This is a genomic window from Azovibrio sp. (assembly GCF_049658005.1).
In the GTDB taxonomy this organism is placed as follows: domain Bacteria; phylum Pseudomonadota; class Gammaproteobacteria; order Burkholderiales; family Rhodocyclaceae; genus Azovibrio.
In genome coordinates, this window is record NZ_JBASOH010000038.1 from 1 (window position 1) to 20,413 (window position 20,413).

General features: G+C 60.9%; 14 protein-coding genes. 3 read left to right on the forward strand and 11 right to left on the reverse strand.

The genetic code is table 11. From position 1 onward, the window contains the following. The 3 genes from WBH99_RS03800 to WBH99_RS03810 form a co-directional block, all read left to right on the forward strand. A partial coding sequence (locus tag WBH99_RS03800) for a hypothetical protein (RefSeq protein ID WP_424218786.1) occupies nucleotides 1-393 on the forward strand: 393 nt, incomplete at its 5' end. Between the two features lie 375 nt (nucleotides 394-768). Beyond that, on the forward strand, nucleotides 769-1,029 hold the full coding sequence (locus WBH99_RS03805) for a helix-turn-helix transcriptional regulator (protein WP_424218787.1): 261 nt from the start codon (nucleotides 769-771) through the stop codon (nucleotides 1,027-1,029). Next, complete coding sequence (locus WBH99_RS03810) at nucleotides 1,019-2,314, forward strand: type II toxin-antitoxin system HipA family toxin (protein WP_424218788.1); 1,296 nt, start codon at nucleotides 1,019-1,021, stop codon at nucleotides 2,312-2,314. Before WBH99_RS03805 ends, WBH99_RS03810 begins: the two co-directional genes overlap by 11 nt. A gap of 132 nt (nucleotides 2,315-2,446) precedes the next feature. On the opposite strand, the gene WBH99_RS03815 is transcribed toward WBH99_RS03810, so the two are convergent. The 11 genes from WBH99_RS03815 to brxC form a co-directional block, all read right to left on the reverse strand. After that, nucleotides 2,447-2,584, reverse strand: coding sequence for a hypothetical protein (locus WBH99_RS03815; RefSeq protein WP_424218789.1), 138 nt, complete (start codon nucleotides 2,582-2,584; stop codon nucleotides 2,447-2,449). A gap of 270 nt (nucleotides 2,585-2,854) precedes the next feature. Continuing rightward, the gene (gene brxL, locus WBH99_RS03820; RefSeq protein ID WP_424218790.1) at nucleotides 2,855-4,945 is read right to left on the reverse strand and encodes a BREX system Lon protease-like protein BrxL; all 2,091 of its coding nucleotides are present in this window, start codon (nucleotides 4,943-4,945) and stop codon (nucleotides 2,855-2,857) included. 4 nt (nucleotides 4,946-4,949) lie between these two features. Continuing rightward, complete coding sequence (locus WBH99_RS03825) at nucleotides 4,950-7,493, reverse strand: PglZ domain-containing protein (RefSeq protein ID WP_424218791.1); 2,544 nt, start codon at nucleotides 7,491-7,493, stop codon at nucleotides 4,950-4,952. 9 nt (nucleotides 7,494-7,502) lie between these two features. Continuing rightward, on the reverse strand, nucleotides 7,503-8,117 hold the full coding sequence (locus WBH99_RS03830; RefSeq protein ID WP_424218792.1) for a DUF4276 family protein: 615 nt from the start codon (nucleotides 8,115-8,117) through the stop codon (nucleotides 7,503-7,505). Continuing rightward, nucleotides 8,117-9,364 carry an AAA family ATPase gene (locus WBH99_RS03835; RefSeq protein WP_424218794.1) on the reverse strand — a complete coding sequence of 416 codons (1,248 nt, stop codon included), beginning with the start codon at nucleotides 9,362-9,364 and terminating at the stop codon, nucleotides 8,117-8,119. The genes WBH99_RS03830 and WBH99_RS03835 overlap by 1 nt, the downstream gene beginning before the upstream one ends. Then, nucleotides 9,364-11,349, reverse strand: a complete 1,986-nt coding sequence (locus WBH99_RS03840) for a hypothetical protein (protein ID WP_424218795.1) — start codon at nucleotides 11,347-11,349, stop codon at nucleotides 9,364-9,366. The genes WBH99_RS03835 and WBH99_RS03840 overlap by 1 nt, the downstream gene beginning before the upstream one ends. Beyond that, a complete protein-coding gene (locus tag WBH99_RS03845; RefSeq protein ID WP_424218796.1) occupies nucleotides 11,346-11,756 on the reverse strand; it encodes a PIN domain-containing protein in 411 nt (136 codons plus the stop codon). The genes WBH99_RS03840 and WBH99_RS03845 overlap by 4 nt, the downstream gene beginning before the upstream one ends. Then, on the reverse strand, nucleotides 11,743-12,009 hold the full coding sequence (locus WBH99_RS03850; RefSeq protein ID WP_424218797.1) for a hypothetical protein: 267 nt from the start codon (nucleotides 12,007-12,009) through the stop codon (nucleotides 11,743-11,745). The genes WBH99_RS03845 and WBH99_RS03850 overlap by 14 nt, the downstream gene beginning before the upstream one ends. Nucleotides 12,010-12,014: 5 nt before the next feature. Beyond that, complete coding sequence (locus tag WBH99_RS03855; protein WP_424218798.1) at nucleotides 12,015-13,964, reverse strand: Eco57I restriction-modification methylase domain-containing protein; 1,950 nt, start codon at nucleotides 13,962-13,964, stop codon at nucleotides 12,015-12,017. Between the two features lie 70 nt (nucleotides 13,965-14,034). Further along, nucleotides 14,035-16,755 carry an ATP-binding domain-containing protein gene (locus tag WBH99_RS03860; protein WP_424218799.1) on the reverse strand — a complete coding sequence of 907 codons (2,721 nt, stop codon included), beginning with the start codon at nucleotides 16,753-16,755 and terminating at the stop codon, nucleotides 14,035-14,037. Nucleotides 16,756-16,757: 2 nt separating this feature from the next. Further along, nucleotides 16,758-20,399, reverse strand: coding sequence for a BREX system P-loop protein BrxC (gene brxC, locus WBH99_RS03865; protein WP_424218800.1), 3,642 nt, complete (start codon nucleotides 20,397-20,399; stop codon nucleotides 16,758-16,760). Between the last annotated feature and the right edge of the window lie 14 nt (nucleotides 20,400-20,413).

A 20,413-nucleotide genomic window follows, 5' to 3' on the forward strand; every position in this document is an offset into this window, starting at 1 on the left:
GTTGGCGTCGTCGAGTTGCCGCTCCACCGGATCGTTCTCGCGTTCCTTGAGACCGGCGTCAATGCCCGCCAGGCCCGGTCGCGCCACGTTTCGAGTTTGTATATCGGCACCGACACCTCCCTTGAGAGGGCGTCGACCGGCTCGCCACGTAACAGTCGCAAGACAACCTCCTTCTTCCGCCCCGCCGACCCGCGCTTCACCTCGGCGGCCGCGCCGGGCTCGCCTCCAGTCGCGCTACGCGCTCCTTCCGCCGACCCCGGCGCAACCTCTTCAACCTGCGATCCCTTCAGCATGACTCCGCTCCTTTTCCAGACACGATTCAACCTCAAATTCGTGTCCAGAAAAACCGGGGCCGGCGCAAAGTCGGTTTTGAGGTACGATTCGTCGCGGTGAAACCTTTCGCATCGGTACGCAAGGGTAGGCGCGTCCTGTTTTGCGTACGTTCATGCTACTGTCGGTGGCGGGCGAGTGACCCACCTTCGTTCCGTATTAGCCCCAACCTGTACGCATCTTTCCTCATTTGCCCTCATCGCTCCTCACGGTCGTTTCTAACCTGCTGATTCATAATCGCAGGGAAGCCCGTGACGACAGACCCGCTTGCTGACTTTTGACGAGTCAACCAGCGGTTTGCATCTGCCGGAATTTCCCGATCGGGATTTTTTGGCTTTGGTAGTGCGCTGTTGTACGGAAAATTCCCGAACGGGAAATATGGCTTGCTTCCTTCTTTGAACCGGTCGATAATTTCCCGAACGGGAAACAAGTCCAGTGATGAGCTCCATACAGACCACAGAACAACTCGGTGACGCGCTGCGTGCTGCACGCAAGCAGCTGGGCCTGACACAGCCTCAGCTGGCTTTGGCTGCAGGCGTTGGTGTGCGCTTCATCGTCGACCTGGAAGCAGGCAAGGCCACTCTACGTCTGGAAAACGTGCTACGTGTTATCGATGCCTTGGGTGGAACGCTCCAGCTCATCGGCCTGCCATCATCCGCCCCTGAAAATCACCTTGAAGGCAACCCACATGGCGCGTGAGCTTGAAGTCTGGCTCTTCGCCGAGCGGGTTGGCTCTCTGGCTCTAATCGACGGCCGGCTGAATTTCCGTTATGCCCCGGATTGGCTTTCACGCACCGACGCAGTGACCCTGTCCAGCTCGCTGCCTCTACAAGCAGAACCGTTCGACGATCACCACGCGCGCCCCTTCTTTGCAGGGCTGTTACCTGAGGGACAACTCCGGCGTCTCATTGCCCAGCAATTTCAGGTATCGAGCCTGAACGATTTTGCGCTGCTCGATCACATCGGTGGTGAGTGTGCAGGGGCCGTGACCTTACTGGAGCCAGGGCAGCCGCTGTCCAGTCCCGAGCATGGCCACGACGTTCAGTGGCTGAGCGACGAAGAGATCGTGGCCATTCTCGATGAACTGCCGCATCGGCCGATGTTGGCCGGCAAGGACGGACTGCGGCTCTCACTGGCGGGCGCTCAAGACAAACTGCCCGTGGTCTTCGATGGCGACCGGATCGGTCTGCCAAGAAATGGAACGCCCAGCTCACATATCCTGAAGCCTGCCATCCGTACTTTAGCGGACACAGTTAGCAACGAAGGCTTTTGCCTGGCGCTGGCAGATGCCATGCAGCTCAAGCCGGCCAAGTCGCAGGTACGTTCCGTGCTGGGGCGACAGTTCTTGCTGGTCGAGCGCTACGACCGGGTGGCCGATGCACAAGGCCTACGGCAGCGCCTGCATCAAGAGGACTTTTGCCAGGCGCTGGGCGTGGTACCGGAAATGAAATACCAGAACGAAGGCGGCCCGGATCTGGTGCAATGTTTTGATCTGGTTCGACGCGCTACGCGCCCCAGCGCACCGCACATCCTGCACATGCTCGACTACGTGATCTTCAACGCGTTGATCGGCAATCACGACGCGCACGCAAAAAACTTCTCGCTGCTCTACGCGGGCAAGTCCGCTGTCCTGGCGCCGCTCTATGACGTGCTCTCGACGGCGGCCTATCCAACCTTGACGCCCAAGATGGCGATGAAGATTGGCAGCAAGTACAAGTTCAGCGAAGTGCAGGCACGGCACTGGGACCAGTTCCTGGAAGCCGTTGGCCTCAGCAGGGCTCAGGCCAGAAAGCGGATTCTGGCCTTGGCAAAGTCGATGCCGACCACCGCGCGTAAACTGCAGTCAGGCCCCTCGCGTGGCTTCGGTAGCCATGGCATAGTTGAACAAATCGTGACCTTGATCGAGCAACGCTCTGCCCTGACAGTACGAAGACTCAGTGCACCTGCCGCCGACATGGAGGAAGAGCCTGAGCCATCCGCATGAGCCTCGAGGAATTTACGAATACGGGCTATCAGCTCTGTCCGGTGGTCACTGGCTGGTCGGACGGCTTCGTGTGTTTGCGGAACTCGGCGGTCGATGACACCAGGCACTCGTTTTCGTAAGCTTCGATGTCGCTCAGAGGTAGATGACCTTGCCAGGCAGCCGGATGTACTTTGGTCCGGTGCCAATGACGCGCCAGCGCGCCAGCGTCTTGGGTAACAGCCCCCAACGCTCGGCGAGTTGCAGTTGGTCAAAGTGGGTGGTGGTAGTCATGGTTAACTCCTTGTGGTGGGTAGGAACCCATGAACGCTCTGTTTCGGGAAGGTAGCAAGTCCTGCGGGGGGAGGCCTGGGCTGTACATGGGACGCTTTGGTCCCTGTTGGAAAAGGGTAAGGACTGGTAACCAGTCTCGACGCCGATGGACCGTGGTGGTGGCGCGGTCAGCAGACAGAACACTGCCTGCGGCACCTTCGTGGCGACTCCTGCGACAGCGCTCAAGCTGGAACGATGTTTTGCGGGCAAGCCGACCCTGCGCTTCCGGTTTCATTTTCGAAAGATATCCACCTTCGTTTCAAGGCACTTGCGCAAGCTCAGATCATTCGCGCCCACCTCGAACCAGCTGCCAGGTTTCTGGAAGAAGTCCAACCCCCGGCCAATCTTGATCACCCAGCCGTTGTCGATACGAATCTCCCGATCGTGCATGTTCGGGTTGAGCTTTACCTCCAGCTCGACATCCAACTCCAGCAGGCTTTGCTTCAGTTCATCAAGCTTCTCGGCGATGTCGGCCAACTGGGTCTTGTCGTCGTAGCCAGTGATCAGGCTGATCTTCTTCACGGTTCCAGCCTTTAGCACCGTCTCGCAGAAGCGCACGAAGTTCTGAATCTGGTGCGGTAGCCGGATGTAGGGGTCCTCGATGAGCACAGCCTTCGCTCCTTGCAGATACGGCCCCATGATCGACTCATAGCTGTAACCGGTATCGCCATAGAGAATGGTGAAGTGCTGTTCCTTGAGTTCGACCAGTGGCAGCGAAATTGCAACAAGGTCCGGTGATACCGGCGTCGGTTCTGCTGGAGATTCCGCAGCAGCAGGCGCCGGTTGCGCAGCGGGTTGCACCGCAACCACCTCTGCAGGCTGCCCATCCGCCTGATTCAAGCGACGGCGCGCAGGCTCTTGCGTTGCCGATGCATCCTTGGACTCAGGGCAGAAAACCACCACTTCCTCGCCACTGGCCTTGAAGTAAGACAGATTGATGCGAGCAAACTCGTCATCCGGTTTGCGCTTGTTCATCTGCTCCTTGACGCGGCGGCGGCACTCGGTGGCATAGGCCACGTATTCCTCAAACTCCTCGTCCGTGGGTGGCCCATTTGGATGCAGGACCTTCAAGAACGCACAGACGGTTTTCTTGATGCCTTTTTCGTCGCGCCCTTCGATCGCCTTGCCGAGCCGAATGCGTTTGCTCACTTCCTCATACCGATTCGTGTGCTTGAACTGGTAGTGAAAAGCCTCCGCCAGGTAGTCGGTGATGAATCCGTAGTTGCTCGTCAGGAACTCGCTACTGTTCTTCGGCATCTCCCAGCCCGGGATATAGGCAGCGAAACGGTCCATCACGGCCAGGTCGAGCTCTGGCGGCAAGGGCTGAAACAGGTCGTGCTCGTTCGAATTGACCACCTGCTGCACGGACACGTCGATGTTGCCAACGAAGCTCAAACTGGCATCAGCAATAACCTCAGCCCCGCGCGAAAAGCGCCCGTTGGCCATGAAGTCCTTCATGATCTGGATGGTGTCCGGATCGCGAATCTTGATGCCCCCGACCTCATCGAAGGCGACCGTGTCCCAGAAGCCCACCAGGCCCACCTTGCGGCGCGCGTTGTTGTAGAACAGGGTAGCCTTGGTCGCCTGACCGCCCGAAATCAAGGTGGCGTAGGGCGAGAATTCACTGAAGAAATAGGACTTGCCGGTGCCGCGTGGTCCCAGCTCGATGTAGTTGTAGTTGGGCTCAACCAGCGCAGCCAACCTGGCGATGAAGTGCATCTGCACGCGTTTTGCGAGCTTGCCGGGTTCCAGACCGACGGAGCGCAGCACCACTGCGATCCACTCATCGCGCGTGAAAGCGGCGCGGCCTTCTGCGTAGCGGCCAAAGTCGAAACGGGTCAGTTGGATCGGGCGCAGATCCTCGATGGAAAACGCGTAGTCGTCCTCCTCGATGTCGTTGTGCGCCAGGGTCACTTCCGCCCAAATGCCACCTTCCAGCAACCTGTCGTTGTCGCGGTAGAACTTTTCACCAATCGCGATGCGTTGCGAATTGAAGTTCTCCAGCGCTGCCCAGTGGCGCTTTTCTTTTTCGACGTAACGGACATGGACCTTGTCGATGAAGCGATGCTTGCCCTTGGTGGCGACCTTGGATTGCGCCGCATTGGCCTCGTCTGGCCGCACGTAGTTCTCCTGTAGCGCTGCGAGCACCGCCTCCATGCCAGCATCCATCTCGGCCTGGTCATTGCTGGCGCAATACTTGGCAAGCAGGAACTCGAGCACGAAGGTCGGGACGTTGGTACCTTTCTTGATCCGGTGCAGCAAGTCTTTGCGCAGCACCTTGCCATCGAAGGTGGCGTTCAGTTTTTGGTCGAGTTCATCCATGGACTCATTCCGTATAGTCGGTTTCAAGCGCCAGATTGCTGTAGGCCGCCAGGGTGGTGGGGTTCAGCGCCACAACCTTGAACTTGCCTCTGAACTCATCCTCCATCCTCAGCGCGATCTGCTTGCGCTGGCCTGGCATCAGAGTCACGGTCCGGGTTGCCGGGTTCACCTCGCCGCCCGGGCGCGGCTCGCCCACTACCCTGCCCTTGCCGTCCTGCGCTTCCAGCAATATCTCCACGCTCATGTCTTGCGAGAATATATCGTCGGCCACCAGTATCACTTCGATGACCGGCAATCGCGTAGTGATTCGTTTGGCGCCATTCTTGTAGCTCAGCTCCACCACCACCTTGCGCAAGTCGGCCTGGGTGGCGCTATCGAGCCGCGCGACCAGCACCGGCACAACGGCCTCGGCCAGCGATGCCCCGCCGTGGAAATACAATTGCCCCGCGCGATAGGGGGCCATGCTGCGCGGTAGCGCCACCTGGCGGAAGTCACCGCGAATGCCGAGTTTCTCGGCGCCAAGCACCAGGCTGTGCCCATCTGCCGTGCCATCGCCCAGCAGCATCCGGTCATGCGCATTCACCGGCCACTGCCCTTGCGGCTTGACGCACACATCACCGGCCTGCGCCTGTGCGTTCAGGAAGAAGCCATGGTCTGTGACGATGACGGCCTCCTTGAAGCCCAGGCCGCGCAGCTTGTGCAGTGCCACCCGAATCAGCTTCAGCATGCCAGGGATCAAGCCCAGGGTCGTCTCGGGGTTACTTTCCAGTTGGCTGTCGATTTCCGTGGAGCGCAGCACCAGCAGGTCGACGGTCTCCGCGATCTGCGGATTGCCACGCACAAAATCGTTGAGCGGCATTTCCGCGAAGCGATCTCCATATCGGTTGGCCAACACATTCATGCGCTGCGGGACGTTGCCCACCGGCGCTCCCGCTAGTTCAGGCAGGAGTGATTCGTTCTCCAGCGCCAGGGTCAGGCCCGTGCGGGCACCAGGCAACAAGCTCGCCATGCCCACCGGGGTGATGCTCGGCAGCTGTGCATAGGCCGCTTGCAGCTCTATCGGGCCGTCTTCCGCCAGCAGTTTTTCGAGCGCCACCCCCAGCTCATAGCGCAGGGCGTCCACCATCAGGTAGGCCACCTTGCGCCCGCTTTCCTTGAGGCGATCCGCCACCAGGCGATCAAAGACATCGGCATTGGCCAGACGCCCGGCGGGCGGCCAACCCGCCGTCTCGATGTGCTTCACGAACACGCCCTGGACCTTTTCCGCCAGGCGCCGATAGCGCGCTCGGGCCTGGCTCATCACCTCCTGCATCAAGCCATGTGGGTCAAGGAAGTCGCCCGCCGCTTGCTCAAATTCGCGCTGCAAGCGATCCGCTTCGCGTAGGCTACCCAAGTAGAAGTCGATCAGCTCCGCTTGCGAGCGGGCGTGATCCGGTAACTGGCGCTCAAAATCGTCGCAGGCCTCAACCAGGCTCAAGCCAGACCGCACCAACTCCCACTGGGCCTGGCTTTCGCCCTTGCCGAGCCATACCGAATTCTTGTGGCGGCCGAGCACGCGGCGCGTGGCATCGGTGTCGCCGCTGACGATGCCCATGACGCCCAGGCGCAGGAAAGTCCGCTCCTCGAAGGGGAAGGTATCGCGCTCGCCCAGGTCTTCAATCGCGCCACAAAGATCGGGCAGGTTGAGTTCCGCCTCGGTGGTCTCGGCGCGCTCAATGTATATCGCGCGCGACTTCGGATCGCTGCGCAGACGGTCGCACACATCCTCGACGATGGGTCTGGCTTCCATCGGTGCATGCGGCACCCCCTTCAGAGTGTCCGGCAGCGCCACGGGCAGATCAAATACAAACTCACTGAACAGCACGTAACGCCACAGTTCATCCGCCAGGGCAGACCAGGTCTTGCCGCGCGTCTTCACGCTCAGGCCCAAGGTAGCGCGGAGGAAATCACGTGCCTCTTGTACCCAGCCTTCCTGCCCCTTGAGCGCTTCGGATTGGCTGGCACTTGGGGCCAGTAGTGCAGCCAGAATCTCGCGGCCGGACTCCACCCGCAGCGTGGCTCGCAACTGGGGCCAACTCACTCCACCGCCAATGGCATCGATCACGGCAAAGGTCGGCCCAGAGGGAGACGTGGCAAACACCTGCCGGATCTCGGTGGCGTGATCCGGCCTGGCGCGCAGGCACAGGTTCAGGTACTCGTCGCCATCGTCCTGCGGAAATACCGCGCCGCATTCTGCGTACAGGGCGAATGGATCAGCTTGCTTCTGCTCGTCGGTCTCAGGTCGCTGGGCTGGCACGCAGATCAGCACGCCTTCCAGCGGCGCCCCTTTGCCGTTGCCGGGGGCTTGCCCCAGCTCGCGCAATGCCCGCAGCGCCGCCTCGCGGCTTTCGATGCTGCTCTCGGACGCATCCACCACCCGCACCTTCTCGCCCGCCAGGTCAAAGCACAGTTCTCGGTAGCGCTGATCAGCGTCGTACACCACCAGCGCCCCCGCCTGCAGCAGACGCGGCCGCAGCACGTTATCTCGAATGAATTCGGCAATGTTCATCAACAGTCCTTACGCCATGGCCGCAGTCACAGCTTCAGCAAACGCATGGAAGCTACGGGAGCGGTTACGCTGAATATCCATGTGCACAGCCACCGACCGAGCCAACTCCAACTTGCGTAAGCCTGTACTGAAGTAGCCCGCTTTCTTGAGTAATCGCTCGATTGATTCCCAAGTCCCACCTTTGATGGCATCGGGGTCACGAAACCCCGCCTTCTGCGGAACCGTGGCAGCTACCCGTGGGTAGGCGGCCTGCACAGCCGCCCAGTCACCAAAAAACCAGGCCTCCAACTCCTCGATCGCTATGCGATTGACGACCTGGAAGCGCTGCCCATGCCCAGCATTCGTCTTGGTCACCAAGCCTGCAGCGGCTGCCATCTGCTCCAGACGCTTTTTCAGCTTGTTGCAGTCGTCGTCATCGCGATCCACCAACACAAGAATCCGCCAACTATGCGGCAGCCAAGCCGCATAGCCTTTCAGGCGATCGGGTGCATGCTTGAGCAGGTCATCCTTGCACTGAAAGCGGATGATCTGAAACTCGATATCTCCGAGCAGTTTGGGCAGCAGTTGCTCCAGCGCTGCCTCCATCGAGTATTCCTCGACAAACACAATCAGTCTTTCCAGCATCAGCCACGCCCCTTTTTTGCAGCACGAGGCGCGCCCTGATTCACCAATGGGTCACCCAGGCCAAAATGCCCCTCCATCCACAGGTACCCCAAGGTCGCGCCCGCTTTCACAAACTCGGGTATGCCCTGAATATCGCAAGCCCTGATGGCCTGGGTGAACCCCAGGTCATTTCGGTAAAGCACACGCACCTCCTCGGCGCGCATGGCATTGAGCAAGAAGGGCGAGTGGCTGGTAATCAACAACTGGGAGCGTTCGGACGCGGCGCGGCACTCTTCAGCCAGTTCGGGCAGCAAACGCGGATGCAGGAAATTCTCGGGCTCTTCAATGCCGATGAAGCGCGGAGGGTCCGGGTCATAGAGTACGGTCAGGTAAGCCAGCATCTTCATGGTGCCGTCGGAGGCAAACTTGGACAGCACCGGCTGCTCGAAGGGTGCATCCTTGATCTGCAACAACAGACGGCCATCCGGCATGGGCTCGGCCTCCACTCGTTCCAGACGTGGAATGCGTTGGCGCAGGACCGCAAAAATCTGTTCCAGGCGTTCTGGGTGCTGCTCTTTCAGATACTGGATGACATTGGGCAAGTTCTCCCCGCCCTTGCTCAGGCGTTCTTGCGGGCCGGCTTCCGGCTGGTTGCGCGTCTGATCGATGGACAGGTAAGACACGTACCAGTCGGTAATGAACTCGCGCAGAGCCGCAACACGAGGATGCTCGGTGAATTGTCCCAAGGTATTCACCGCGATCAGATCCGGGGAACGCAGGTTGGTCTCGACACGTTTATCGTCTTCATCCGGCGCTTCACCACTCGCCGCCCTGCCGCTGCCACGACGAAATTCCAGAAATCGAAACGGCTGGCCTCGGGTGCCGCGCCGCCACTGCAACCATTCCTCGACCACTTCTGGTCCTTTGGCTCCCTCATCAATTGACAGGTAGTAGGTGATGACGGGGCTCTTGGGCTGCTCACGATATTTCAGCTCGAAAACGATAGGGCCGGTTGCACCCCGTGTCTTCAGTTCCTTGCCTCGGCCACGCCGATCCCAGGCGTGCCGTAAGCCAAATTGAAAGCACTCGGAAAGGAAATTGAACACATCAAAAACGGTAGACTTGCCGCTGCCGTTGGGGCCTAGCAGAACCGTCATCGGCGTCAGCTTATCCAGTTCAACCTTGCGTAGGGCGCGATAATTCTCGACCCGCAAAGACTTGATACGCGGGATGCCCTGTCTCTTCGTTGTCTTGGCCTCTTGGATCATCACATCTCCTTCGTTTGCTGTCTGCCGCGAGTCTTCTTCGGTGCTGCCTCGGGCTCGATGTATAAATCCTCCAGCCCATGCGCGATGGCGAGGCTCTTGTCAGTCTTGCACTTCTCACGCACGCGCTCGGGCCAGTAGTTCATGGCCAGATGCGCCCAGTCGTAGTCGCCTTTCTTGAGCTTCTCCCAGGTGTCCTTGAGCACCTTCTGCCAGGGCTTGTGTCGGAACAGCGGCCACAGCGGTGCGGCGCTGATCTGCACGCCGTCGTCGTGGTTAGGCTTGTAGGTCGGCGCGAGCTTGAGCAGGGTGTCGCGCAGCTCGGTCAGTTCTAACTCGAAGGCTTGCAGCGCCTCGAACTGTTTCTCGTCGTCGCGGGTCCGGGCCGAGCCCTTGTTGCGCAGCGTCGCCACATCAGCGCCGACTTGTTTGAGCTTGGGTTCCACGAAGTCGTTGATGGCGGTGTACAGCGTCTGGTTGGTGAGGCTGGGGTAATAAACCCACAGCGTATAGCTGCCGGACGCGGTAGCCAGCGGCCAGTAGATGGGGGCTTTTCGGCGGCTCTTGGAGTAGCGCTGCAGATGGAAGGCGAAGAATTCGCGCTGCAGCCAGCGGCGGATGTCAGTACTCAGTGGCCAGTGGTCAGTGGCCAGTGGAGTTTTGCCGACCACCGACCACCGATCACTGAACACTTCATCGAGCACTTCCTCGATCAAACGTGCAAGGTCATGCGGATGCCCTGGGTCGTCGACCAGGATGCTCGCGTGCGCATGGAAGGGCTCGGCGCCGTCCGGCAACATGCCGGGACTCTTGGCGGGGAGTGGGTCGAAGGGTTCCGGTTCGGGCGGGGCTTCGCGCTCGCCGGTGGCAAGGCGCCAGTCGAAGCGGCCAAACGCCACGCCGACGGCCCAGGCGAGCAAGTGGTCGGTGGTCTGTGGTCCGTGGTCGGTTTGCGCATCGTCGTCATCCTCAGCTGCCGAGGTGGCGTCCCCTTCGCTGACCACCGCTCCCTGACCACCGGTTGCTGCCTGGCGGTCGGCCTCGCTGAAGCCGTAGAGGTCGAAAGCGATGGCGTCGATCTCAGTCTGGATGCGCGCCAGCTCCGCTTCGATCACGGCCGGGTCGTAATCGCCCAGGCGAGAACGCAGGGCGGCGGGGAGCAGAAAGGCGTGGGAAGTCTCGTTTATCGTGTCCAGGGTGCGCTTCAAGGACCAGGCGCGACGGGCCAGGGTGGCAAGTCTGGCTTGCTGTTCGGCGCCGAGGTCAGGAATAGGGGTTTGCTGGATTAGCCCTACCTCGAAGGACTGCGCCAACTCGACACGTGCCAATTGGACTGAAACCAGCTGGCCAAAGGCCAGGCTGTTAACCAGGGCGCACAGTGCGAGCAAGGCATCGGGCGAGTCATCGGCAACGAAGGCGGCAGGTCCTTTGTCAGCAAATATGCAGCCACGAGGCATGGCGCGAAAGCTAAGTCCGTTGGTGCGCCGCGGCCAGGTGAGGCCGGGGCGGAGATAGAACTGTGGATTCTTCGCTACGAACTCAGCATTCCCATTCAGGTACGGATACCGTCTGCAAATTCCCGCCTTTACCTCTGCACCGTCTTTATCCCAGTTCGTCATGAGATAAACATCTGCGTAAAAAGGTGAAAAAGTGCCGCCTTTGGCAAAGCCATGCCACCCGTCTCCAGGCTCTTCCCACCAAGTTCTAACAAAACGGAAATCTTCTGCTGTGGCCAACCCTTGGCGCGCAGTGCGCTTGTCACATTCAAAAGAAGGAAGTCGCTTGAAAACCTGCCGGACGGCTTCGCTCACCCAATACGCAAACGGCTTGCCCGGCACGGCAGCGAAGGATTCCGGCGCGACCTCGAAAATTCTCGGATCATGGCCTTCTGCATTCTGCCCGCAGCCTGCTGCCCGCTGTTTTCCGCATACTTCCAACAACGCAGCGGCCTTGTCGGGCTCGGCCAAAAGGCGCAGGAATTGAGTCATGGCGACGCCTCGGTGACGATGAGCGAGACGTCCGCATGGCGGGCAAAGCGCTGGTCGAACGTGTGCACTGGAAGTGCTCGGGCAGCACGCGCCGACTCCAGGATCAAATAATCCGAAAAATCGGCGCTCCCCGTGGCGTAAGACGCCAAAGCCGCGAGCACCGAGGGTTGATCCTCGACAATAACGCCTTCGGTGCGCAGCAAAGCGTCGAGTACCCCATGAATCGCTTGTCGATTAAACCCATAGGATATTCGCAAGACCCAAACGGCCTCGACCAACACCAATCTGGGCAAGAACGCTCCGCCCGCTTCCAGCGCCTGCCGCCAGCGGCTCAACGCTGCAAACGATTGCTGCGGATCGTCCTCCACCAAGATTCGCACGACCACATTGGTGTCAAAGGTTTCCATCTACAGCGCCTCGAACAATCGCCTTTTCCATATCCTCCAGCGTTACCGGTGCAACGCCCTTCGGCCGTTTCAGGCGAGTCGCCAGGAATTGTTCCAAGGTGATCTTTGGTCGAGCCTTCGCAGGCGCCTCAGGTTCCAGATCGATGGCAATCATCTGTACCCGGTGCCCCAGCAAGGGCAACAGGCCAGGGGCGTCTTTCACCATCGCCTCATTGATCACCGTCTGAATTTGTATCGCCTGTTGCATGGTCATGTCTCCTATTCCGATTTCTGCAAAACGTAGGCTGCCGCTTCGACCATCGCATCGTCCATCACACCGAAGCCCAGGTCGGCCATAACCTCTGGTTTGGCAATTCCCAGCACCACATCTTCCCGCCACTTCTGAAAGCTGGAGAGAAAAAAACAGGTGCGCGAGGTGATGGCGCCAAGGCGGCCACCAGCGCGCAGCAGTTCCAGGCCACGCTCCACCATGATGGCCAACAAGTCATTCTTGCTGCGCGGATAGGCTTTGGCGAGCTGATCCTTGGTGTTGGCAGCCAGCGCGCCGAACGGTGGATTCATCACCACCACATCAAACACTTCACGGCACAGGTCGATGAGCCGCAATCCCTGCAGTGCATCCTGTGCAAATAGTCGCCCTTGGTACGTGGATTTCGCTGCCTGGGCAAATTCAGTCAGCGCCTCACGCAACCGCGCCTCGGCCTGCTGCCAGTTGTCCAGCTCCTGCTCCGCAAACAGGCCGGTGCCGGTGCCGACATAGACCTGGCGGATCAAGTGCGGCAGCTCGCGCTCGGCCTGGAGCAGCACGCCTAGCTCGGGCAGGCCCTTGAGCAGTTGCAGGGTCTTCTCGAACAGCTCGCCGTCGCGCTGATCGAGGTTGGCCGCAAACTGCTGACGCAACTCCCGTTCTGCTGGCGGCGCAATGGCGGCGACCACATGGCCCCGCCCAATCAGTGGGCGGTCTTTGGCCTTGACGCCGGCCTCGTGCCAGGCACGCTGCGCTCGCAGCCACAGTGCCAGCGAAGCGATCTGCACGGCACGCGGGTCGATGTCCACGCCGTAGAGGTTGTGTTCGATGATGAGCCGCGGCACGTCGCGCAAGAAGGCCGCTTCGTCCTGATAGGTCTGGCACAGCGGTTTCAGGGCCGCCTGGGGCTGGGGCGAGACATCGAGCGAACCGGGGCCGTGCTGCTGCTCCCAGGCCCAGGCTTCGCGGTAGATTTCGGCGAACAGATCGAAGGCATAGAGGCCGAAGTGCATGGAGCCGCAGGCCGGGTCGAGCAGCTTCAGCGTGCGCGGATCTCTGAGAGCAGTGGTCGGTGATCGGTGGTCAGTGGTCAGAGAAGCCGTAAGCGGATGCACCTCGCCGCTTTTTTCTCTGATTACCGCCCTATGATCCCGATCGACTTTCTCCCCACCAGCCACCGGCCACTGATCCCTGGCTACTTCATCCGGCTTGACCAGCAGGTACTGGCAGCGCTCGCGCAAGCCCGTTGCCCCGCCGGTGGCGTTGAACCAGAGCCGCCCCAGGGTGTTGTCCACCAAAAACTCCACCACGTAACGCGGGGTGAAGAACTGATTACGCACCGCGAGCTCGCGGCTGTTGCGTGGCGCCTGCGAGGCATCGCGCATGGCCTTGCGCTCTTCTTTGGAGTTGAAGTACTGGTAGATCCAGCCAATGGTTTCGTCCTCGCTCCACAGCGGGGCGATGTCGGCATCGTTAATCAGGTTCAGCACTTGCAGCAGCGCGGCCTCTCGCGGGAACAGGCGGCCCTGCGGTGAGTAGCGGTCAAACAGGCCCGGCAGGTCTTGGGCGAGTTCATCGAACACGCTGAACAGGTACACGCGGTAGGCATCGCCGGTTTCGACCAGGCCGGTGCCAGCCAGTCGCGCATAGAGCTGAAAGCCCTTGGCCTGGAAACCGTTGCCCACTGATTCGACCAACAAGCCGCGCGCCTCAGCCATGCGCAGCGCCGCCAGGCGGTTCAGCACGGTAAAGGCCTGCTCGCGGACGATACGGTCCAGCCCCTGGGTGGCATTCATGTCGCCACTGGCGGTGTAGTGCGCCAGGGTATCGCGCAGGATGCGGGCGGTTTCGCGCTGGGCGTCGTTGATATGCCGCAGGCTGCCCAGCTCCGCCACCGTGCCCGCGTTCGGGTCCATGCCATAGTCGTTCTGCAGCTGGCGGGTGAATTCATCTTCCAGCACCCGGCGCGCATCGTTGACGAAGCGCTGGAGGCGGTTTCTTGTTGTTTGGTCGAAGGCCATCAATCGATTCCTATTGTTCTGTGCCTGCTTGCAGTGAACCGGGCGCTTGCCAATCCTGGCCAAAGTGAGCGCGCAGGCTCTCGATGGCGGGCGGCAAACCGCCGTCGCAGGTCACGCCCAGGTAGGTGGCCGCACGCGTGGTGCCCACGTACAGGTATTTGTCGAAGAGCGCTGGATGCAGTGCGGCGAGTTGGTCAATGCCCACGAAGAACACCGCTTCGAACTCCAGGCCTTTGATGTGTTGGATGTCGAACACGCGCACGTTGCTTTCCTGGCCCACCGCCTGACCCTCGCGGCAGGCAATGACCTGGATGTTGTGTTCGGACAGGGCTTCGTTCAGCGCCTCAGCCACTGGCGCCACATCGTCTTCGGCATTCACAAAGATGGCGGTGGACGGCAGCTGGCCGACGAAACGCTCAATCTCTCGGATGCGATCTGCCAGCCAACTGACAACGATTGCTGTGTCCGTTGCGTGCTCCAGGAGCGCGGGCGCTACGCCACCACTGTCCACATGCACTGGCAAGCTGACGTTCTGCTCGGTGCCGCCGACAGCGCGAATCATGGCGCGAGCCAGATCGTTCAGTTGCTTGCTCTGCCGGTAGGAGACGGTGATCTCCTTGATGTCGAAGTCGGCAAAGACCCACTTCATTTCATCGGCGGAGCGGGCACCCCAGGTGGTCAGGCGCTGGTTGAAATCGCCGCAAGCAAAGAACGAGCGCAGCCGTGGATGCGCCAGGGCGGCCATGCAGGCAAGCTGGATAGGAGAAAAGTCGGTCGCTTCATCCACCAAAACCTGGTTGCGGTAGTGCCCCAGGATGGGCTGGAGTGCCGACCAAGCGGGGCTGTCGATATCGCGCTGCACGTTGGGCCGGCTGATCAAGTCGCCTGCGGCGCGCAGGATGGCGAGCAGCACAATGTCCAGTTCGAGCGGATGGATATCGCGGGCTTCGAAGCCTTCGTTGCGATACCAGCTCCCGGCTTGCTGGCGTTCGCGCCGGAACGCGCGGTAGCGCTTGGGAATGCCGTCGAGATAGCGCTTGACCGGGCTCACGAAGCGGCGCGCGTTGGTCTGCACCAGTAGGCTCGCACCCACCTCAGCGCGATCGGATTCCGTCAGGCCGCGATCGGCCAGCCACTCGATGATTTTGCCGTTACGCGACGTCTTGCTGACCGCACGCTTTGAGGCTGCAGATCGGGCTTGGGCTCGCACCGCTTGCATGTAAGCGTTGAGAGCGGCGGCACGACCGGTGCGCGGTGCTGTGGTGTCTTCTTCCTCTTCGGCATCGAGGTCATCTTGCTCATCAGTATCGGTGGTTTGGGCCTGCTGCAGACCATCGATGAAGCGCGCCAACTCATCAAGGAACGCCCGATTGCGGTTGAGCTGGAGGTTGAGCGCGGCTTTGATCTTGCCGTCAGAGGCTTCTTTCAGGCTGGCGACGAGCGCCTGCACTTTGGGGAGCTCGGCAGCCAGCGACCCGAATGTGGATGCCAACGCGCCGTCGCCGGCTTGCGTCAGGATGCTGTGTAGCCGCTCGCCCAAGCTCTGGACTTCTGGCGCCTTGGCTTCGCGGAGCATGTTGGCCGCTTCATGCAGCTCTTGCACGTAGGCGTTGCGCTGCCATGTGTTGAAATCGTCGAACCACTGAATCGGGCGATCCAGCGCCTCTGCGCTCAGGCTTGGCAGGCTGTCTTTCAGGACAAATGTACCGCCACCCGATGCGGTTCTGAGGACGCCGAAAGCGTTTCTGGCCAGCTCGCGCCGGTAGTCCTGCCAGGTTCTGATGCGCAGATCGGAGGCGGGAACGCCTTCTCGCGCAAAAGCCTCCTTTAGGTACTGCTTGAGCAGTTCGGTGGGCGTGAACATCAGCCAGCTGTTGGCGTGCGAGACGCCCTGGGTGGTGGCCACCGTCTCAACCAGACGTTGTTCGCCTTCTTCCAGAAAGGCAGTGTCGAACTTCTGGCCGAGACGACGGATCAAGGTTGTCGTCTTACCCGTGCCGGGCGGACCAAGAATCAGCAAGCGCTTGTCGAGGGGAAGGCGAAAAATCTCATCCTGGTACTGATCCAGAACGGGCTGATCGCGCAGCCCCATCTTGGTGATGACGCTGCGGCGTACGCCGTCGATGATGTTGGCCTTAACGGTTTCTTCGGCCAGCAGTTGACCCAGGAGGTCTTCAGTGACTTCTTCTCCGGCAACCTCAGTCAGTAGCGCTCGCAACGACTCGATAGTGAGTGGGCCGAAATGCTCGGCTTCCACCACGGTGTCGCGCGAATCCCAGCCATCGGCCAGCGCGGCGGGGCGGAGTTGGGCGCGCTCCAAGACCTCGACAACGGTGCCATTGGGCAGGGTGAATTCAGCCCCGATCGCCAAAGAGGCCAGACGACCAACTGGGGCGCGATAACTGGCCAGATTCTGAAAACCCGAAACCGGCGTGGTTCGACAGATGTAATAGGTTCGCTCGTCGCCTTCCTCATCCACGACAACGACACGGGCGATCGCAGGCTCAGCCGCCAAAATCTGGTAGCTCTCTCGGTTGGCCTGGCTGATCTGATCCAGTTTCTGGATGGCCGCACTAGACGTCATCGTATTGACGCTCGCCAAGGAATCGGAGCCCAGCGTTCGCCCATCGTGCAGATTGCGTTTTGCAGCTGTAGCGATGCTGTCGAGCTGGGTGAGCGCCTCGCCGGCGACCTGCTCGATGTGTTGCCTGGATTCGGTGGTCAGCTCCATGCTTAGCTCCCACCTGTTCCAGGCTGTTCACCCAGGACAAGAGACACTTCGATCTCGGCATACAGCGCGAGCTGAGCCTTGATTTCGTGGAGCTGCTGAATCAACGAATCGATATCTGCGGCCGATGTCATCTTCATGGGCACTGCGATCGACTTGGTGAGCTTGGCCGGGCCTTTATCACCCGCCTTGGCGCGCTCTTCTTCCATGCGCTGGCGCAGGCGTTCCTGGCCCTGGCGCTGGATGGAGCGCTTGAGCTCTTCGAGGGTACTGTTGATGTCGTAGTCACGCGCCAGCAGTTTCTTGAGTCCGGCCAGGTCCTGGGTCGCGGCCAGGGCGAGGCCATCCAGGCGGTTGACGGCGTTGCCGCGTTCTTCCTGGGTGAGCTCTTCCCATTCGGGGATGCGCTGCAGGTCCTCGACACCTTCTTTCAGGCGCAGCTTCTGCTGGTCGGAGAGCGTGATCACCGCATCGCGCACGCGGCCCTTGAGATGGGTGAGCTGTGAATTGAAGTCGGCGGTGTGTCTGTAGAAGTCCTCTTTGCCCAGGCGCTCTGACAGGGTTCCCAGGTCTTCGGCAAGTTCGCGGCGCAGCTCCCCTGGCACGCCGGTGTCCGGCAAGGCCTCGATGTCGCGGCGATGGGCTTGCAAGTCGCGCAGGGTGGCGTCGAGCCCATTGTCGAGCACGCGCTTTACTTCCTGCGCCCACTTGAGGTTGTCGTAAATGGCGGATGTTTCTGCACCCAACCGCTGCGGTGCGTCGGAAGCATCGGTGAACAGGACGTCGGCAATGTCCTGGTTCAAGGTGCGGATGCGTTCGCTACCCGCCAGCCCAAGGCCACTGAGCTTTTCAGCCAAGGAGCCGTAGTCGTGCTGGAAGCGCGGGAAGTGCTTGGCCGCCGCCTTGCTGATCTCTTGCTCAAGCGGGATCACCATGTCGCCCACCAGTTCGGTGAGCCTTTCAGCGGCACGTCCGAGCGTTTCGATGGACGGGCGCTCGTCGCGCAATGCGACGCCGATCTGCTTGAAGGAGTTGTTGGTCTTGAGCGCGTCGATGGCCTGCTGCCCTGCGGTCGTGACTTCACGCCCGGAGACCTTGAGCTTGATCTCGCCGGCCATGAGCATGGCGGCGATGAGGTAGCGCGTGGTATCCGGTGACCAGCCGAACGGGGCGCTGGCGAAGTCGTCAAGCAGACGCTTGCCATCGACCGTGCCGCGCTTGTCGATGTAGTCGCGGATGCTGATCATCGCCTTGTGGTCGGTCTTGAAGGAGGCGCGACCGGCCACGGTTTGCACCAGGCCGAGCGGGTCGAGCGCGCTGCTGATGGCTGCGGGGTTGGCAACTTTCAGGAATTTTTCGGCGCTGTCGGTGGCGACCCGAACGGGGGCTTCGACATAGCGATCAAACACCTGCCCGGCCACGTCCGAAAGCAGCTTCCTGGCGGCTTCGAGCAGGTCGGCATCGAGCGCCGACACGGCGGTGGCCTGGCCGCGAAAGACAAACGAGCCGGCCTGCAGGGTCTGCTTGATCTTGCTTTGCAGTTGCGTCGCGAGCTTGGCTGCACGGTCGAGCTGGCCGGTGCAGTAGTCCTTGACCTCTTGGTCAGGCTCGTTGCGATGCAGTTCGGCGATGCGCTGGCAGCGATAGATTTCGTTGGCCAGGTCGTCGAGTTCGGAGTTGGCGCGCGCCAGGAGCCCGATGACGTTCTGGCCCACGCGGCCACGGGAATCATCCAGCATCCGGTTCTTGGCGGTGTCGTAGTCGCTGGCGGGCACCAACTCGACAACGGTCTGGATGGTGTTCTGATCACCGGCCAAGCTGGTGATGGCGCCGCCGGCCTGGACTTTCAGGCCCGTGGCGACGGCCATCGTGCCGTGGAGGCTGACGCGGGGTAGCGGATCGAAGGACTCGCGCAGCGCATCGTTGAAGATGCGCTTCACGTCCATGGTGCGTAGCGCAATGGCGCCGCGCTCCTGTTCGATGTCGCGCAGCTTTTCGCTGAGAAAGATGAGGCTGCCGTCTTTCTCACCCAGGGGCACGTACACATCGCCCAGCATTTCTTCCACGGCCTTTCTGACGGGGTCGAGCTGCGAAGGGGCGGTGACGGAGGGGTGCATCAGGCTGGCGACGTTCTGCAGCGTGACCGGCAGGTTGCCGAGGATCTGCAGCACGGCCACCGATTTGGCGATGTCCTGGTGGAGCGGCGAATCCGGAAAGCGGATCTGGACCTTGCCGACCGCCTGGTGGAGGGAGGGAAAGGCGCGACGGATATCCTTTTCCAGTTCGTCGTACAGCGTTACCGTGGTGGCCAGCCAGCCCACCGGCTGATCGGCCATGGCCTTGGTGCCACCTTCACCCTTGAGAACGTCCTGGATCACCTTGATCGCCGAACGCAGGCCGATACCGCCGGTGGACTTGGCGAGCGCACCCAACAGGTGCAGCAGGATGTCGAAGTGTGCCGGCAGGAACGGGTAGAGATTGGTGAAGCTCTCTTTGCTGAAGTCGGCGTCGTAATACTTGGCGTCCTGCAGCTTGGTGTTGTGTCGCAGCGCCTGGCCGTGGGCATCGAACAGCTTGCCAAGCTCCGCCTCACCCGCCGGTGATTTGCCAAGCAGGCGGCGGTAGCAGATCTCCTTGATGTCGCTCGATTCGAGGTCGATCTGGATCGGGAAGCGGTCCTTGAGCTTGTACAGCTTGTCGGAGTTGAGTGCGGCGCGTGGGTCGTCCTCAGTGAGGGTCTGCTGCGCGGTAGAGATGATCCAGGCCCTGCCATCGCCGAGCCGCTTGAGGTTCTTGGCCAGGCCATCGAGGTTGAGGATCAGGTTGTCGCGCGAGGCGACGTACTGCCCGACTTCGTCGACGATGAAAATGAAGTTCTGCTTGCCGCTTTTTTCGCGGACGATGTCGATCATCTCCTGCACGCGCTGGTCTTCGAACTGGAAGAAGCCCTCGGTGCTGGACGAGAAGGACTTGGCCTCCGGGAAGAGTGCCGGGTACATCTCATGGGCGATCTTGGGGATCAGTCCGTCGATGGCCAGGGGGTTGTTTTGCACGCGGGCCCAGGTTGCGCCCGGCAGTGCCTGGGCGATCCGTTCATGGAGCTCAGGCGTGCGGCCATCCTTTTCGACCATGCGCTCGAAGGCCGCGACCTTGAGGTTGCGCGAGTAGCCGGCCCACTGCAGCACTTTGAAATAAAGGACTGTGGAAACATCTTCCATCGTCGCGCCGGCGAGCATTTCACTGGCAAGGTCCAGCATGACCACGGCAGCCGGGAAGCGCTTCGCCACAGTGCTGAGGAGGGCCTTGGTTTGTGGCTTGTGCAGGCGGTCCTGCAGGTAATTGATGAACGGCGTGCCGTCGATGGTGCGTTGGTCGTCGAAGGCCAGGCCGAGGTATTTGGTGAACGAGCTCTTACCGGAGCCGTAGAAGCCTGAGACCCAGACGCCCACCTCGTTTTCGCCGCCGGACTCCATCGCGAGCTGCATGCGATCGAGGAGCTTGCGGAACTGCTCCTCGATGCTCTCGGTGACCACGTATTCGGAGATCTCAGCCTTGAGGCGGACATCAGTCGAGGCGCCATAGGTGATGACCTTCTCGATAGTCCGGTAGATGTCCTTGCTGGGGTCGAAGAGTGAGCGGATGGTCATAGGTTTATCCCAGG

Bases quoted from the DNA above. Each gene is read 5' to 3' on its own strand.
- WBH99_RS03850 (WP_424218797.1), bottom strand. From the start codon at position 12,009: ATGACCATGCAACAGGCGATACAAATTCAGACGGTGATCAATGAGGCG.
- WBH99_RS03860 (WP_424218799.1), bottom strand. From the start codon at position 16,755: ATGGAGCTGACCACCGAATCCAGGCAACACATCGAGCAGGTCGCCGGC.
- brxC (WP_424218800.1), bottom strand. From the start codon at position 20,399: ATGACCATCCGCTCACTCTTCGACCCCAGCAAGGACATCTACCGGACT.
- WBH99_RS03810 (WP_424218788.1), top strand. From the start codon at position 1,019: ATGGCGCGTGAGCTTGAAGTCTGGCTCTTCGCCGAGCGGGTTGGCTCT.
- brxL (WP_424218790.1), bottom strand. From the start codon at position 4,945: ATGGATGAACTCGACCAAAAACTGAACGCCACCTTCGATGGCAAGGTG.
- WBH99_RS03830 (WP_424218792.1), bottom strand. From the start codon at position 8,117: ATGCTGGAAAGACTGATTGTGTTTGTCGAGGAATACTCGATGGAGGCA.
- WBH99_RS03805 (WP_424218787.1), top strand. From the start codon at position 769: ATGAGCTCCATACAGACCACAGAACAACTCGGTGACGCGCTGCGTGCT.
- WBH99_RS03835 (WP_424218794.1), bottom strand. From the start codon at position 9,364: ATGATCCAAGAGGCCAAGACAACGAAGAGACAGGGCATCCCGCGTATC.
- WBH99_RS03845 (WP_424218796.1), bottom strand. From the start codon at position 11,756: ATGGAAACCTTTGACACCAATGTGGTCGTGCGAATCTTGGTGGAGGAC.
- WBH99_RS03825 (WP_424218791.1), bottom strand. From the start codon at position 7,493: ATGAACATTGCCGAATTCATTCGAGATAACGTGCTGCGGCCGCGTCTG.
- WBH99_RS03840 (WP_424218795.1), bottom strand. From the start codon at position 11,349: ATGACTCAATTCCTGCGCCTTTTGGCCGAGCCCGACAAGGCCGCTGCG.
- WBH99_RS03815 (WP_424218789.1), bottom strand. From the start codon at position 2,584: ATGACTACCACCACCCACTTTGACCAACTGCAACTCGCCGAGCGTTGG.